This is a genomic window from Anaerobacillus sp. QJM3NY_32 (assembly GCF_056173645.1).
Window position 1 is genome coordinate 1 of sequence record NZ_CM149684.1, and the last position, 17669, is coordinate 17669.

9 protein-coding genes and 3 rRNA genes are annotated in these 17669 nt (G+C 43.5%); 11 read left to right on the plus strand and 1 reads right to left on the minus strand.

Translation table 11 applies throughout. From position 1 onward, the window contains the following. The 10 genes from dnaA to rrf all read left to right on the plus strand — a co-directional run bounded on the left by dnaA (position 1) and on the right by rrf (position 14500). A complete protein-coding gene (gene dnaA, locus AC0VYH_RS00005) occupies positions 1-1353 on the plus strand; it encodes a chromosomal replication initiator protein DnaA (RefSeq protein WP_475373167.1) in 1353 nt (450 codons plus the stop codon). A 196-nt stretch (positions 1354-1549) separates the two neighbouring features. Beyond that, positions 1550-2692, plus strand: coding sequence for a DNA polymerase III subunit beta (dnaN, locus tag AC0VYH_RS00010; RefSeq protein ID WP_194218139.1), 1143 nt, complete (start codon positions 1550-1552; stop codon positions 2690-2692). A 196-nt stretch (positions 2693-2888) separates the two neighbouring features. Further along, a complete protein-coding gene (gene yaaA, locus AC0VYH_RS00015; protein ID WP_194218138.1) occupies positions 2889-3101 on the plus strand; it encodes a S4 domain-containing protein YaaA in 213 nt (70 codons plus the stop codon). 14 nt (positions 3102-3115) lie between these two features. Next, the gene (gene recF, locus AC0VYH_RS00020) at positions 3116-4234 is read left to right on the plus strand and encodes a DNA replication/repair protein RecF (protein WP_194218137.1); all 1119 of its coding nucleotides are present in this window, start codon (positions 3116-3118) and stop codon (positions 4232-4234) included. A gap of 9 nt (positions 4235-4243) precedes the next feature. Further along, on the plus strand, positions 4244-4522 hold the full coding sequence (gene remB / locus AC0VYH_RS00025) for an extracellular matrix regulator RemB (RefSeq protein WP_194218136.1): 279 nt from the start codon (positions 4244-4246) through the stop codon (positions 4520-4522). A gap of 69 nt (positions 4523-4591) precedes the next feature. Continuing rightward, the gene (gene gyrB, locus AC0VYH_RS00030; protein WP_194218135.1) at positions 4592-6520 is read left to right on the plus strand and encodes a DNA topoisomerase (ATP-hydrolyzing) subunit B; all 1929 of its coding nucleotides are present in this window, start codon (positions 4592-4594) and stop codon (positions 6518-6520) included. A 108-nt stretch (positions 6521-6628) separates the two neighbouring features. After that, a complete protein-coding gene (gene gyrA / locus AC0VYH_RS00035; RefSeq protein WP_475366269.1) occupies positions 6629-9190 on the plus strand; it encodes a DNA gyrase subunit A in 2562 nt (853 codons plus the stop codon). A gap of 303 nt (positions 9191-9493) precedes the next feature. Beyond that, a 16S ribosomal RNA gene (locus AC0VYH_RS00040) occupies positions 9494-11045 on the plus strand. Between the two features lie 237 nt (positions 11046-11282). Beyond that, positions 11283-14213 (plus strand): 23S ribosomal RNA (locus tag AC0VYH_RS00045). A 170-nt stretch (positions 14214-14383) separates the two neighbouring features. Continuing rightward, positions 14384-14500 (plus strand): 5S ribosomal RNA (gene rrf, locus AC0VYH_RS00050). Together the 16S, 23S and 5S rRNA genes form the textbook arrangement of a ribosomal RNA operon. Before the next feature lie 476 nt (positions 14501-14976). On the opposite strand, the gene AC0VYH_RS00055 is transcribed toward rrf, so the two are convergent. Then, the gene (locus tag AC0VYH_RS00055; protein WP_475373168.1) at positions 14977-15942 is read right to left on the minus strand and encodes a YaaC family protein; all 966 of its coding nucleotides are present in this window, start codon (positions 15940-15942) and stop codon (positions 14977-14979) included. A gap of 116 nt (positions 15943-16058) precedes the next feature. Here AC0VYH_RS00055 and guaB point away from each other — a divergent pair, with 116 nt between their 5' ends. After that, the gene (gene guaB / locus AC0VYH_RS00060) at positions 16059-17516 is read left to right on the plus strand and encodes an IMP dehydrogenase (RefSeq protein ID WP_194222560.1); all 1458 of its coding nucleotides are present in this window, start codon (positions 16059-16061) and stop codon (positions 17514-17516) included. The last annotated feature ends 153 nt before the right edge of the window (positions 17517-17669 follow it).

Consider the following 17669-nt stretch of genomic DNA (forward strand, 5'->3'; position numbering starts at 1 on the left):
TTGGATAACATCACGGATCTCTGGCAACAGGCATTATCCGAAATCGAAAAAAAATTAAGTAAGCCGAGTTTCGAAACTTGGTTAAAGTCCACTTCTGCTAACAGAATGGACGGCGACACCATTATTATTACTGCCCCCAACGAGTTCGCTAGAGACTGGCTCGAATCTAGATACTCAAGTTTAATAACGGAAACGTTACTTGAGTTAACAGGCAGTGAACTCAAAGCAAAGTTCATTATTCCCCAGAATCAGTCCGATACTGATTTGGATCTTGAACAGTCTATGAAGAAAAAACCAAAAGCAAATCCCGCTCAGGAAGAACATCCGCAGAGCGTGCTTAATTCCAAATATACGTTTGATACTTTCGTTATTGGATCCGGGAACCGTTTTGCTCATGCAGCTTCCCTAGCAGTGGCTGAAGCGCCAGCCAAAGCTTATAATCCCTTATTTATTTACGGGGGGGTTGGCCTAGGAAAAACACACTTGATGCATGCAATTGGTCACTATGTCATTGAGCATAATCCGAATGCAAAAGTGGTGTATTTATCATCCGAGAAGTTTACTAATGAGTTTATTAACTCCATTCGCGATAATAAGACCGTTAATTTTCGCAATAAATATCGAAATGTAGACGTGCTATTGATTGATGATATTCAATTTCTAGCTGGTAAAGAACAAACCCAAGAGGAATTCTTCCACACATTTAATGCGCTTCATGAAGAAAGTAAGCAAATTGTGATTTCAAGTGATCGACCACCTAAGGAAATACCAACGCTAGAGGACAGGCTACGATCACGTTTCGAATGGGGATTAATTACTGATATTACGCCTCCTGATCTTGAAACAAGGATTGCGATTCTTAGAAAGAAAGCGAAAGCTGAAGGCCTAGATATCCCAAATGAAGTGATGCTCTATATCGCTAACCAGATTGATACGAACATACGTGAACTAGAAGGTGCTCTTATTCGAGTGGTGGCCTATTCTTCACTAATTAATCAAGACATGAATGCGGACTTAGCAGCTGAAGCTCTAAAAAATATTATTCCATCATCTAAACCTAGAGTCATCACCATCCATGATATTCAAAATGTTATAGGTGATCACTTCTCAGTAAAACTAGAAGACTTTGCGGCTAAAAAGAGAACGAAATCAGTCGCTTTCCCACGTCAAATTGCGATGTATCTATCAAGAGAACTGACCGATTTTTCTCTTCCGAAGATTGGGGAAGAATTTGGAGGCCGTGATCACACAACTGTGATCCACGCTCATGAGAAGATTTCAAAACTAGTGGATTCTGATCAAGCATTTCAGAAGAAACTGCAAGATATAGTAGAGCAGCTGAAAAATGGTTAGTCACCTTTTTTGTGGATATTAGTTGATAGAGTGTGTACAATTATCCAGAGTTACTAACACACTATCCACAGGTGGATAACTTACGTGATATAGGTTCACTAACACTTATCCACACATTCACAGCCCCTACTAGTAAGACTACGACTTTTTTAAGTAATAAATATATAATCAGGGTCATTTATTTAGGAGGTAAATTATGCGTTTCAAAATCGAGAGAGATTATCTAGTATCAAGCGTATCTGATGTCATGAAAGCAGTATCTTCAAGAACAACGATACCGATACTGACTGGTATTAAAATCGTGGCAAGTGATGAAGGTGTAACATTAACAGGCTCTGACTCAGATATTTCAATCGAGTGTTTCATTCCCGCAGAGGAAAATGATAAACAAATTGTTGAAATCTCTCAGATGGGAAGTATTGTTCTTCAAGCACGTTTCTTCTCTGATATCGTTAAAAAACTACCAGGTGATCAAGTAGAAATTGAAGTTCACGATAGCTTAACAACGAGAATCCGTTCTGGATCTTCAGAGTTTAACCTTAACGGTCTAGATCCTGAAGAATATCCACGTCTACCAGAAGTAGAATCCAAAGAAGGATTTCAAATTCAAGCAGATCTCCTAAAAAACATTATTAGACAGACGGTATTTGCTGTTTCTACTTCAGAAACTAGACCGGTGTTGACAGGTGTAAACTGGAAGCTTGAGAATAGCGAATTAAACTGTACTGCGACAGATAGTCACCGACTTGCTCTCAGGACAGTGCAGGTTGAACCTAATGGTAATGACCTTTCATTCTCAAATGTCGTTATCCCAGGAAAGAGTTTAAGTGAACTTTCTAAAATTATTGATGATAACGAAGAACTTGTAGATATTACGGTTACAGAGAATCAAATTCTATTTAAATCAAATCACATTCTCTTTTTCTCAAGACTTCTTGACGGAAACTATCCTGATACAAGTCGACTTATACCTAACGAAAGTAAAACAAACGTAACGGTATCAGCAAAAGAACTATTACAAGCAATTGATCGAGCTTCAGTTCTTGCACGAGAAGGAAGGAATAACGTAGTCAAGCTCGCAAGCATAGAGGAATCAACGTTAGAAATTTCCTCAAACTCTCCTGAAATCGGTAAAGTTATTGAACAGGTACAATCTCAATTCTTTGATGGAGAAGAGCTTAAGATTTCTTTTAGTGCTAAATACATGATGGATGCGTTGAGATCGATGGATTCCAATGAAGTGAATATTAGCTTTACTGGTGCGATGCGTCCATTCTTAATCAAGCCTATTGAAGGAGCTGCTATTATGCAGTTAATTCTACCGGTACGAACTTATTAATTTTAGTTAAAATTCATGCAAAAATATTGAGCTGCTGAGAAGAATTCTTCCAGCGGCTTTCTCTTTTTTCTTGCCATTGTGAAATTTCCACTCTATAAGTCATGCGTTTTAGTTAAAAAAGAGTTATAATAAACTATTGTCATCCTTCAAACTCGTCATCGTTGAATGGAGTAGAAGGAAAATGAGGTGAACGAAGATGAATGAAATCAAATTAATTAAAGAATACATCACTCTTGGCCAACTTCTTCAAGAAGCTGGAGTGATTAATACAGGCGGAATGGCAAAGTGGTTTCTGTCAGAGTACGAGGTCTATGTAAACGGAGAATTAGATGACCGACGTGGCAGAAAACTCTACAATCAGGATAAAGTGATGATTCCTGGAGTCGGGGAGTTTGTTGTATCTAGCTGAATGGGGGTTTCCCGTTGCATCTAAACACATTGAAAGTAACGAATTATCGAAATTACACGAAGCAAGAACTGCAGTTTGAAAATAACGTGAACGTTTTTCTCGGTGAAAATGCTCAGGGGAAAACAAACATCATGGAAGCTATCTATGTACTAGCTATGGCGAGATCCCATCGTACACCAAGAGATAAAGAATTAATCAATTGGGACGAGGAATATGCTAAAATAGAAGGTAGAATAGAAAAACGAAATGGTCCCCTCTCCCTCCAACTGGTTATTTCCCAAAAAGGTAAGAAAGCCAAACTAAATCAATTGGAACAGCAGAAACTGAGCAACTACATTGGTGCACTGAATGTTGTCATGTTTGCACCAGAGGATCTCAATCTGGTTAAAGGCAATCCTGGCGTTCGCAGAAGATTCATCGATATTGAAATTGGCCAGGTACAACCAGTCTATCTCTATTATCTTGGTCGATATCTGAAGCTTCTTCAGCAGCGTAACAGCTTGTTAAAGACCTTGCGATATCAAAAAAATCCCGATTATGTAATGTTGGATATCCTGACCGAACAATTAATTGAAGCTGCTGCGAATATTTATATACGTCGAGTTCGATTTGTTCAACTCCTTCAACAATGGGCTGAACCAATTCATTATGGAATTAGTAGAGGGCTAGAAAAACTTGAAATTCACTATAATCCAACTGTAGAGGTATCAGAACCAACCGATTTGTCGAAAATAGTAGATGGATATAAGCAAAAGTTTGATAAAATTAAAGAGAGAGAAGTTGAGCGTGGTGTTACGCTAGCGGGCCCCCATAGAGATGATTTGTCGTTTTTTGTAAATGGAAAAGACGTTCAAACTTATGGATCTCAAGGGCAACAGCGTACCACGGCTTTATCACTAAAACTTGCTGAAATTGAATTGATTCATAGTGAAGTAGGCGAATATCCTTTACTTCTGCTCGATGATGTTCTGTCGGAGTTAGATGATTACAGGCAGTCTCATCTTTTAAATACAATTCAGGGGAAGGTCCAGACGTTTGTCACAACGACTAGCGTCGAAGGCATCCATCATGAAACGCTTGAGAAAGCGACGACTTTTCAAGTCCAAGATGGACTAATCGAAAAGGTGAAATGAGGTGAAGTGGTGTTTATACACTTAGGAGAGGACGTAGTTGTTCAATCGAGAGATGTTGTTGGCATCTTTGATTGGCAAGTTATGGAGGAAGCGGAGATTACGAATGAATTCTTGCACCGCCATCAAAAAGATAAGCTAGTAGAAGATATTGGTGGTGATTTAACGAAATCAATCGTTATCACAACTGATACGGTCTATCTGTCCCCTTTATCTTCACTTACACTAAAAAGACGTGCTTACACAGTATCGGATAGTGTAGAAGTAACATCGAATGGAGAATCATCTTAAAACCAGGTTGGCTGTCAATCAGCAAGCTTAATTGAGTCTATCTTTGATAGAGAAATGTAGGTGAACAATATGACATTAGAGCAACAGTCTAATAAAGAAAGTTATGATGAAAGTCAGATTCAGGTCCTTGAGGGACTTGAGGCTGTTCGAAAACGCCCAGGGATGTACATTGGTTCCACAAGTAGCAGAGGACTCCACCATCTTGTTTGGGAAATTGTTGATAACAGTATCGATGAAGCTCTTGCAGGGTACTGTTCGCAAATTACAGTTAGTATTGAGAAAGACAATAGCATTAAAGTAGAGGATAACGGACGAGGCATTCCGGTCGGTATTCAAGAGAAAATGGGCCGCCCTGCAGTCGAAGTTATTATGACTGTGCTGCATGCCGGTGGTAAGTTTGGCGGCGGTGGATATAAAGTGTCCGGTGGACTGCACGGTGTAGGGGCATCAGTTGTAAATGCTTTGTCGTCTAAACTTGAAATTACGGTAGAACGTGAAGGCAAAGTTTATTACCAAAGCTATACACGCGGTGTACCTGATGAAGATCTTAAGGTTATTGGTGATAGTGATGTAACGGGGACAACTATTCACTTCATCCCTGATACCGAAATTTTTACGGAAACAATAGAATATGAATTTGATATTCTTGCTCACCGTCTAAGAGAACTTGCTTTTCTAAATCGCGGAATTAAAATTGTTGCGCAAGACAAGCGTCCTGAAGAAACAAAGCGTAATGAATATCATTACGAGGGTGGTATTAAATCATACGTTGAACATTTAAATCGTTCACGTGAAGCGCTCCACGAAGAACCAATCTTTGTAGAAGGTGAACGTGAAGGGATTTCTGTCGAGATCGCTGTTCAATACAATGATGGTTTTGCGAGTAATATCTACTCATTTGCCAATAACATCAATACGCATGAGGGTGGGAGTCATGAATACGGTTTTAAAACAGCCCTTACTCGCGTTATTAATGACTATGCACGAAAAAATAGTTTATTCCGTGAAACGGACCCTAACTTAACAGGGGATGATGTACGAGAAGGATTAACTGCAATCATTTCAATTAAACACCCTGATCCTCAATTCGAAGGTCAGACGAAAACAAAGCTTGGAAATGCAGAAGCTCGTACAATTACCGAGTCTATTTTTGGAGAAAAGTTCTCTACATTCCTTTTTGAAAATCCCCTCGTTGCTAAGCAAATAGTTGAGAAAGGTCTTATGGCCTCACGCGCTCGTGCTGCAGCAAAGAAAGCACGAGAGTTAACAAGAAGGAAAGGTGCTCTTGAAGTGAGCGCTCTCCCAGGTAAATTAGCTGATTGCTCATCTAAAGATGCTTCTATTTCTGAACTCTATATTGTTGAGGGTGACTCAGCGGGTGGATCAGCTAAACAGGGACGTGATCGTCATTTCCAAGCAATATTGCCTCTAAAAGGTAAAATTCTGAACGTCGAGAAAGCACGTTTAGATAAAATACTATCAAATAACGAAATTAGAGCGATTATCACAGCACTTGGAACAGGTATAGGTGAAGATTTTGATTTATCAAAAGCTCGCTACCACAAATTAATTATCATGACTGATGCGGATGTTGATGGAGCCCACATTCGAACGCTTCTATTAACATTTTTCTATCGCTATATGCGTCCGTTGATTGAAAATGGCTATGTTTACATTGCCCAGCCGCCACTTTATAAGATTACACAAGGAAAAAAAGTTACTTACGCTTATAATGACCGCGAGCATGATATTATTTTGAACGAGATTCCGAAAGCTCCTAAGCCCGGTATTCAGCGATACAAAGGTCTAGGTGAAATGAACCCAACTCAGCTTTGGGAAACAACGATGGATCCTGAGTCGCGTACAGTACTGCAAGTTGAACTACAAGATGCGATCGAAGCGGATGAAGTCTTTGATATGTTAATGGGAGATCGTGTTGAACCGAGACGGAACTTTATTCAAGACAACGCCCATTATGTAAAGAATCTAGATGTTTAAGAAATAAACTGAAGGGGGGAATCCCCCCTTTTCTGCTGTTCAAGGGTTAATAAGGCAATACAGCTAAATGTTATGAGATGAACAAGAGTATAATTGGAGGTTTTCCGTATGTCTGATATGGAAAGATCGAGAGTTAAGGAAATAAATATTAGTCAGGAAATGCGCACCTCCTTCATGGATTATGCGATGAGCGTTATTGTAAGTCGAGCTCTTCCTGATGTACGAGATGGTTTAAAACCAGTGCATCGCCGTATTTTGTATGCCATGAATGACCTGGGTATGACTTCTGATAAAGCTTACAAGAAGTCTGCGCGTATTGTTGGAGAAGTAATTGGTAAGTACCATCCACACGGTGATTCAGCTGTATATGACACAATGGTGCGCATGGCTCAGGACTTTAGCTATCGTAATATGTTAATAGATGGCCATGGTAACTTTGGTTCTATTGACGGAGATTCAGCAGCTGCAATGCGTTACACTGAGGCGAGAATGTCTAAAATCGCTATGGAAATGGTGCGAGACATTAACAAAGACACAATAGACTACCAGGACAACTATGATGGCTCTGAACAAGAACCAATTGTTCTCCCTGCAAGGTTTCCTAACTTACTAGTAAACGGAGCTTCAGGTATCGCTGTAGGAATGGCTACGAATATACCACCGCATAACCTTGGGGAAGTCATTGAAGGGATTTTGGAACTTAGTAAGAATCCAGAGATTTCGATACCTGAATTAATGGAGTTTATTCCAGGACCAGATTTCCCGACTGCAGCTGAGATTCTTGGACGTGAGGGTATTCGCAAAGCTTATATGACTGGTAGAGGATCAATTATCCAGCGGGCAAAAGCTGAAATCGAAGAATTTAGCAATGGTAAAAAGACGATCATTGTATCTGAACTTCCTTATCAGGTTAATAAAGCACGTCTTGTCGAAAAAATCGCAGAGCTTGTTCGCGATAAAAAGATAGAGGGTATCACAGATCTTCGCGATGAATCTGACCGCACGGGAATGCGTGTTGTCATTGAGGTACGTAAAGATGCAAATGCGAATGTTCTCCTAAATAACTTATATAAACAAACTGCACTTCAAACTAGCTTTGGGATTAACACGCTTGCTCTAGTAGATGGACAACCCAAAGTATTAACGCTAAAAGAATGTCTTGAGCATTATCTAGAGCATCAAAAGGTTGTTATTAGAAGAAGAACGCAGTTTGAGCTAAACAAAGCGGAAGCAAGAGCACATATATTAGAAGGTTTGCGAATTGCACTTGATCATTTAGATGAAGTGATTAAATTAATTCGAGCTTCTGAAACAACAGATATTGCTAGAGAAGGCCTTATGACAAAGTTCTCGCTTAGCTATGATCAGTCTCAGGCGATCCTTGATATGCGACTTCAGCGTTTAACTGGTCTAGAACGTGATAAAATTGAATCAGAATATCAAGAATTAATGAAGCGTATCGCTGAACTAAAAGCGATCCTTGCTGATGAAGAGAAAGTTCTTGAAATCATTCGCGAAGAGCTAGCAGAAGTAAAAGAAAGATTCGCGGACAAACGTCGTACCGAAATAACGGTTGGCTTTGATATGATCGAGGATGAAGATTTAATTCCTAAACAAAATATTGTTATTACCCTCACACATAAGGGGTATATCAAGCGTCTGCCAATCGATACGTATCGTAGTCAAAAGCGCGGTGGTCGTGGAATTCAGGGGATGGGTACAAATGATGGTGACTTTGTTGAACACCTATTCACTACTCTGACGCATAATACGATTCTTTTCTTTACGAATAAAGGGAAGGTCTACAGACTTAAAGGGTATGAAGTACCTGAGCTTAGTCGAACAGCGAAAGGGATTCCAATTATTAATCTCCTTCAAATAGAAAAAGATGAATATATCACTGCAATTATTCCTATAGAAGAGTTTGTTGATGATTGGTTCGTTTTCTTTGCGACGAAGCAGGGTGTTGTTAAACGCTCTCCATTATCTGCCTTTGCGAATATTCGAAAGGGTGGGCTCATTGCCATCAACTTTAAAGAAGACGATGAGCTAATGGGCGTTCGTCTAACGAATGGATCGAAAGAGCTTATTATGGGAACGAAACAAGGAATGGCGATTCGCTTTCATGAAGAAGACGTTAGATCTATGGGTCGAACAGCTACTGGTGTTAAGGGGATCACCCTTCAGGAGAACGATCAAGTTGTCGGTATAGGCATTCTAGATGAAAACCAGGATGTACTTATTGTGACTGATAAAGGATTCGGTAAACGAACACCTGTTGAAGAGTATCGCGTGCAAACAAGAGGCGGTAAAGGTATCAAGACGTGTAACCTTACTGAACGTAATGGTGTGTTAACAGCTCTCAAGACTGTCACGCTTGATGAAGAATGTATGATTATTACTGAGAGTGGCGTCATTATTCGTATTGATGTACAGGATATTTCTCAAACCGGAAGAAACACGCAAGGTGTGAGATTGATCCGTATCTCTGAAGGTGACTCTGTCGCAACGGTTGCGAAGGTAGAGATCAATGAAGAGGGTATCGAAGGTGAGGACATCGAAGATACAGAACCTACTATTGAAGTAAGTGCGGAAGAAATCATTGATGTTGATGCTGAAGAGATCATCGAGAATGATGATAACGACGATTCAAAGCCTGAAGAAGAGTAACAAGTTAGAAGAAGAGGAGAAATCCTCTTCTTTTTTTATTTTTCTATTGCAATACTGATAAGCAGATGATAAGATGTAATTCCGTCGCTTTGACGGGGTCTCCAAAACCTTCTAAAATTGGTTTTAAAAAACTTATAAAAAAGTGTTGACGAGATAACGCATTACATGATATATTATTTAAGTCGCCGATAAACAACGGCGAAAACGAAAGAAACAAATCGATCTTTGAAAACTGAACGAAACGCCATGTAAGTAGTTGTTTCTACGGAAACAAAACATTGTTTTAAAGCTAGATTAAGCTTTCTATCGGAGAGTTTGATCCTGGCTCAGGACGAACGCTGGCGGCGTGCCTAATACATGCAAGTCGAGCGAAGAGATGGGAGCTTGCTCCCTGATCTTAGCGGCGGACGGGTGAGTAACACGTGGGCAACCTGCCCTGCAGACTGGGATAACTCCGGGAAACCGGAGCTAATACCGGGTAATACATCGCACCGCATGGTGCAATGTTGAAAGTTGGCTTTCGAGCTAACACTGCAGGATGGGCCCGCGGCGCATTAGCTAGTTGGTAAGGTAATGGCTTACCAAGGCGACGATGCGTAGCCGACCTGAGAGGGTGATCGGCCACACTGGGACTGAGACACGGCCCAGACTCCTACGGGAGGCAGCAGTAGGGAATCTTCCGCAATGGACGAAAGTCTGACGGAGCAACGCCGCGTGAGTGACGAAGGCCTTCGGGTCGTAAAGCTCTGTTGTTAGGGAAGAACAAGTACCGTTCGAATAGGGCGGTACCTTGACGGTACCTAACCAGAAAGCCACGGCTAACTACGTGCCAGCAGCCGCGGTAATACGTAGGTGGCAAGCGTTGTCCGGAATTATTGGGCGTAAAGCGCGCGCAGGCGGTCTTTTAAGTCTGATGTGAAAGCCCACGGCTCAACCGTGGAGGGTCATTGGAAACTGGAGGACTTGAGTGCAGAAGAGGAGAGTGGAATTCCACGTGTAGCGGTGAAATGCGTAGATATGTGGAGGAACACCAGTGGCGAAGGCGGCTCTCTGGTCTGTAACTGACGCTGAGGCGCGAAAGCGTGGGGAGCAAACAGGATTAGATACCCTGGTAGTCCACGCCGTAAACGATGAGTGCTAGGTGTTGGGGGGTTCCACCCTCAGTGCTGAAGTTAACACATTAAGCACTCCGCCTGGGGAGTACGACCGCAAGGTTGAAACTCAAAGGAATTGACGGGGGCCCGCACAAGCAGTGGAGCATGTGGTTTAATTCGAAGCAACGCGAAGAACCTTACCAGGTCTTGACATCCTCTGACAATCCTGGAGACAGGACGTTCCCCTTCGGGGGACAGAGTGACAGGTGGTGCATGGTTGTCGTCAGCTCGTGTCGTGAGATGTTGGGTTAAGTCCCGCAACGAGCGCAACCCTTGATCTTAGTTGCCAGCATTTAGTTGGGCACTCTAAGGTGACTGCCGGTGACAAACCGGAGGAAGGTGGGGATGACGTCAAATCATCATGCCCCTTATGACCTGGGCTACACACGTGCTACAATGGACGGTACAAAGGGCAGCAACACCGCGAGGTGAAGCGAATCCCATAAAGCCGTTCTCAGTTCGGATTGCAGGCTGCAACTCGCCTGCATGAAGCCGGAATTGCTAGTAATCGCGGATCAGCATGCCGCGGTGAATACGTTCCCGGGCCTTGTACACACCGCCCGTCACACCACGAGAGTTTGTAACACCCGAAGTCGGTGGGGTAACCTTTATGGAGCCAGCCGCCGAAGGTGGGACAAATGATTGGGGTGAAGTCGTAACAAGGTAGCCGTATCGGAAGGTGCGGCTGGATCACCTCCTTTCTATGGAGAATTACGAAGGTAACTTACGTTACCAACCTTACATGAGCGTTTCGTTTAGTTTTGAAAGAATGATTTATTCTTTCAAACCAGGTGAAGTGATGAAGCTTAGGCGGATTTAAGTAGTAGCCTTGTTCCTTGAAAACTAGATAGCACAAACAACGACATCCAATAATTATTTTTTATGCAATAACTTAGTAATAACTGATGCGTTATGGCAGCAATGCCTAACAAATCGAAGGTTAAGCTACTAAGGGCGCACGGTGGATGCCTTGGCACTAGAAGCCTAAGAAGGACGGGACGAACACCGATATGCTTCGGGGAGCTGTAAGTACGCTTTGATCCGGAGATTTCCGAATGGGGGAACCCACCATCTTTAATAGGATGGTATCCATTTCTGAATACATAGGGAATGGAAGGCAGACCCGGGGAACTGAAACATCTCATTACCCGGAGGAAGAGAAAGCAAACGCGATTTCCTGAGTAGCGGCGAGCGAAACGGAATCAGCCCAAACCAGAGGGCTTGCCCTCTGGGGTTGTAGGACGTCTCTTTGGAGTTACAAAGGCACGGATAGACGAAGCGACCTGGAAAGGTCCATCAGAGAAGGTAACAATCCTGTAGTCAAAATCCGATGCCCTCCGAGACGGATCCTGAGTACGGCGGGACACGTGAAACCCCGTCGGAATCCGGGAGGACCATCTCCCAAGGCTAAATACTCTCTAGTGACCGATAGTGAACCAGTACCGTGAGGGAAAGGTGAAAAGCACCCCGGAAGGGGAGTGAAAAAGAACCTGAAACCGTGTGCCTACAACTAGTTGGAGCCCGTTAATGGGTGACAGCGTGCCTTTTGTAGAATGAACCGGCGAGTTACGATCCCGTGCAAGGTTAAGCTGAGAAGGCGGAGCCGCAGCGAAAGCGAGTCTGAATAGGGCGAAATAGTACGTGGTCGTAGACCCGAAACCAGGTGATCTACCCATGTCCAGGGTGAAGTTCAGGTAACACTGAATGGAGGCCCGAACCCACGCATGTTGAAAAATGCGGGGATGAGGTGTGGGTAGCGGTGAAATGCCAATCGAACCTGGAGATAGCTGGTTCTCTCCGAAATAGCTTTAGGGCTAGCCTCGCGGCAAGAATCTTGGAGGTAGAGCACTGATTGGACTAGGGGTCCTTACCGGATTACCGAATCCAGTCAAACTCCGAATGCCAACGATTTATCCGCGGGAGTCAGACTGCGAGTGATAAGATCCGTAGTCGAGAGGGAAACAGCCCAGACCACCAGCTAAGGTCCCAAAGTATACGTTAAGTGGAAAAGGATGTGGCGTTGCTTAGACAACCAGGATGTTGGCTTAGAAGCAGCCATCATTTAAAGAGTGCGTAATAGCTCACTGGTCGAGTGACGCTGCGCCGAAAATGTACCGGGGCTAAAACGTATCACCGAAGCTGTGGATTGTCTTACGACAATGGTAGGAGAGCGTTCTAAGGGCTGTGAAGTCAGACCGAAAGGACTGGTGGAGCGCTTAGAAGTGAGAATGCCGGTATGAGTAGCGAAAGACAAGTGAGAATCTTGTCCGTCGAAAGCCCAAGGTTTCCTGAGGAAGGCTCGTCCGCTCAGGGTTAGTCGGGACCTAAGCCGAGGCCGAAAGGCGTAGGCGATGGATAACAGGTTGATATTCCTGTACCACCTCCTTTCCGTTTGAACGACGGGGGGACGCAGAAAGATAGGGAGAGCGCGCTGCTGGAAATGCGCGTCCAAGCGATTAGGCTGGTGAATAGGCAAATCCGTTCACCATGAAGGCTGAGTCGTGATGGCGAGGGAAATTTAGTACCGAAGTCCTTGATTCTACGCTGCCAAGAAAAGCCTCTAGTGAGGAAAAAGGTGCCCGTACCGCAAACCGACACAGGTAGGCGAGGAGAGAATCCTAAGACGATCGGGAGAACTCTCGTTAAGGAACTCGGCAAAATGACCCCGTAACTTCGGGAGAAGGGGTGCTTCCTCGGGTTTATAGCCCAGGGGAGCCGCAGTGAAAAGATCCAAGCGACTGTTTAGCAAAAACACAGGTCTCTGCAAAGCCGTAAGGCGAAGTATAGGGGCTGACACCTGCCCGGTGCTGGAAGGTTAAGAGGAGGGGTTATCCCTTACGGGAGAAGCTCTGAATCGAAGCCCCAGTAAACGGCGGCCGTAACTATAACGGTCCTAAGGTAGCGAAATTCCTTGTCGGGTAAGTTCCGACCCGCACGAAAGGTGCAACGACTTGGATACTGTCTCAACGAGAGACCCGGTGAAATTATAGTACCTGTGAAGATGCAGGTTACCCGCGACAGGACGGAAAGACCCCATGGAGCTTTACTGTAGCCTGATATTGGATTTTGGTACAGCTTGTACAGGATAGGTAGGAGCCATAGAAGTCGGACCGCCAGGTTCGATGGAGGCGTCGGTGGGATACTACCCTGGCTGTACTGACATTCTAACCCAGCACCGTGATCCGGTGCGGAGACAGTGTCAGGTGGGCAGTTTGACTGGGGCGGTCGCCTCCTAAAGTGTAACGGAGGCGCCCAAAGGTTCCCTCAGAATGGTTGGAAATCATTCGCAGAGTGTAAAGGCACAAGGGAGCTTGACTGCGAGACCTACAAGTCGAGCAGGGACGAAAGTCGGGCTTAGTGATCCGGTGGTTCCGCATGGAAGGGCCATCGCTCAACGGATAAAAGCTACCCTGGGGATAACAGGCTTATCTCCCCCAAGAGTCCACATCGACGGGGAGGTTTGGCACCTCGATGTCGGCTCATCGCATCCTGGGGCTGAAGTAGGTCCCAAGGGTTGGGCTGTTCGCCCATTAAAGCGGTACGCGAGCTGGGTTCAGAACGTCGTGAGACAGTTCGGTCCCTATCCGTCGCGGGCGCAGGAAATTTGAGAGGAGCTGTCCTTAGTACGAGAGGACCGGGATGGACACACCGCTGGTGTACCAGTTGTTCCGCCAGGAGCATAGCTGGGTAGCTACGTGTGGAAGGGATAAGTGCTGAAAGCATCTAAGCATGAAGCCCACCTCGAGATGAGATTTCCCACAGCATGAAGCTGGTAAGATCCCTTAGAGATGATGAGGTAGATAGGTTCGGGGTGGAAGCGTGGCAACACGTGGAGCTGACGAATACTAATCGATCGAGGGCTTAACCTAAACGAAAAGCGAAGTAAGCCGTTTAAATCCGACAAGCGTTGGAGGCTTTTGAGTCAGACGCGCTTTATGCGTCAGAATCAAAAGGTGAAACGATCGAGGATTTGGCTTACGTAGCTGGACATATTGGAAAGTTGTGCGTGCTATCTAGTTTTCAGGGAACACCTGAATCGTCTAGTGATGATGGCGAAGAGGTCACACCCGTTCCCATGCCGAACACGGAAGTTAAGCTCTTCAGCGCCGATGGTAGTTGGAGGATCTCCTCCTGCAAGAGTAGGACGTCGCTGGGCACAAGATGAAAGGCGAGAGACCTGAGGGTTTCTCGCCTTTTTTTGTATCTATAAAGTGAAGAAAACTCGCAAGAGAAAAAAGCTTCATGTGAGACAATCAAAACTTCTTCGAAAGCTTCGTAGGGGTGGGAGAAGCAAGAAATTCGAGGAAGCAAGCTATGTCAGACCGGAGTGGATATTCGAGAGATCCATGAGGATCTGGCATCGCGCAGCTGACGAAGAAGTTCGCCGCTTATCGCGCCCCGTATGAGAACACGGAAGTTAAGCTCGAGCGCCGATGGTAGTTGGGGGATCTCCCCCTGCAAGAGTAGGACGTCGCTGGGCAACTAAGAGAAGCGAGAGACCTGAGGGTTTCTCGCTTTTTTGTATGGTTTTTTCGGTGTGTATTACCTAGCTGAATACCTAGGTCCACCACGTTCGTCGAATAAATACGAACTACCTGTTTCAACTCCCTTTACTTTACCAACGTACTGCGATCAACTTTTACTTCTCTTATTTAAAAACTCATATAGTAAATGCGGTATTTTTTCAGAAGTTACTTCAAGAAATTGTAGAATAAAAGGTAGATCTAATGACTCCTGAGTATGAAAAAGATCTCCCCACCATTCTGTCTCGTATCGGCAAATCATACTGAGGTTATATAAAATTAGATAGTGAGCCATTACCTCAGCAATAGGATTGTACTGACTACGTTCTGCCGGGAGGTAAAGAGTATTCCTATCATATAGGAAGGGGCGTCTCTGTAAACCTGCGACGGGGTCTTCCTTGAACTGCAAAGTAATGAAATCACGATTATGAGTAAGAACTTTTATTGAAGTATCCCCATGCTGCTGAAGGTAGGATTCAAAACGTTCTGCAGTCATATTTAACGTATCAAGAATACTTGCCTGAATAGTGAAAGAAGTGGAGGTAAGAGAAATCATTTTATAGCTCGTTACTTTACGAGTCAGCTTCTCAAATAATGGGCAAACTTCGGGTATAAGGGTAAGAAGATCTTCCATTTTATATTTCTCCCCTTCTACCTGTTTCACATGAAACATTTTCCTTGAAAAGTATTCAAAGAGTCCATTTTTTTGACCTTTTACTTCATCTTGCAAAAAAGCATAATGGCGTTTTTTTCTTTTTCGAGATGTAACGCCGTGTGCAAGAACATGTGTGTCACCTGGATAATTTGGATCAATTGTAATAAGACAAGCTTTTAATAGTTGAATCATCCCATAAAAAAGAAGGATTGGTTTTAGCTGTGCATCAGCAGTTGAAGCATGCCGATAATAGCGTTCGCTATATTCGATAAAATACATAAATCGATAACAGGAATCGTAGCTTTTACGTTCGGCATCCGGAAGTTCGATGTTAGAATAACATTCCTTTAAATATTGCTGAACATATGAGGCTGAGTGATATGCAAAGTTGTTTGAATGATAATGTCCAGAATATCCCATAGGAGCCCTCCATGTTTGATTATTCAAACTTATTCTATCTTTCTTGACAGTAGTTTAACCAATTGATAAGCTACTAATAAAATTTCGGACAATTCGATTAGAGGAGGATGAAAGGGATGTGGGAAACAAAATTCGCTAAAGAAGGGTTAACCTTCGATGATGTCTTATTAACACCAGCTTTTTCCGATGTACTACCAAGAGAAGTATCGGTGAAAACTCAATTAACGAAAGATCTTGAATTAAATGTACCGATTATTAGTGCTGGTATGGATACAGTAACTGAAGCGCCTATGGCTATTTCGATGGCAAGACAGGGTGGATTAGGTATTATTCATAAAAGCATGTCGATGGAGGAACAAGCTGAACACGTTGATCGTGTTAAACGATCTGAAAGTGGTGTTATTACTGATCCTTTCTTTCTCACACCAGAACATCAGGTATTCGATGCTGAACATCTGATGGGCAAGTATCGTATTTCCGGTGTTCCGATTGTTAATGAGGAACGCAAGCTCGTTGGTATCCTTACTAATCGTGACCTTCGTTTTATTGAAGACTACTCTATACAAATTAAAGACGTTATGACAAAAGAAAATCTTGTAACAGCTCCTGTAGGTACAACATTAAAAGAGGCTGAGCGAGTTCTTCAAAAGCATCGCATTGAAAAGCTTCCATTGGTTGATGATGATGGAACACTTAAAGGTCTTATAACAATTAAAGATATTGAGAAAGTTATTCAGTTTCCTCAGTCTGCTAAAGACAGCAGAGGCCGTCTTCTAGTTGGCGCTGCTGTAGGGAATACAACAGATGCTCTGAAGCGAGTTGAAAAACTAGTGGAGGCTGGTGTTGACGTTATTGTATTAGATTCTGCTCACGGCCATACAGAAGGCATTATGACAAAGGTGAGTGAAATCAAAAGCGCCTATCCTGATCTTCCAATTATCGCAGGTAATGTCGCAACTGCTGAGGGGACTAAAGCGTTAATTGAAGCCGGAGCCGACGTTGTGAAGGTAGGAATTGGGCCTGGTTCAATTTGTACGACTCGCGTTATTGCTGGTGTTGGTGTACCTCAAATCACAGCGGTGTATGAATGTGCAACAGAAGCACGCAAACATGGTATTAGTATTATTGCTGATGGTGGCATTAAGTTCTCTGGAGATATCGTAAAGGCTCTCGCTGCAGGTGGACACGCAGTGATGCTTGGTAGTATCCTTGCAGGTGTGGATGAAAGTCCAGGCGAACGTGAAATCTATCAGGGTCGTCAGTTTAAGGTATACCGTGGAATGGGCTCGATTGGAGCAATGGAAAAGGGAAGTAAAGATCGTTATTTCCAGGAAAATATGTCTAAACTCGTTCCTGAAGGAATTGAAGGACGTGTTCCTTACAAAGGACCACTAACTGATACAATTCATCAGTTAATCGGGGGCTTACGTTCTGGAATGGGTTACTGTGGGACAAGAACACTTAACTCACTTCGTGAAGATAGCCAGTTCGTTCGAATTACGGGTGCAGGCCTTCGCGAAAGTCATCCACACGATGTTCAGGTTACGAAAGAAGCACCAAATTACTCTGTTTAAATAGTGCTTTAGACTGAAGTTATAACAGGTGTGTGACAAAAATAGCTTAATACGTTCGAAAAGTAGATAGGGGGACTTTCCTCTATCTATTTTTTTAATTTTAGGTGTGATAGAATAGCGGTTATGTGAGACTTATTTGGAGGTGTAGGGGTT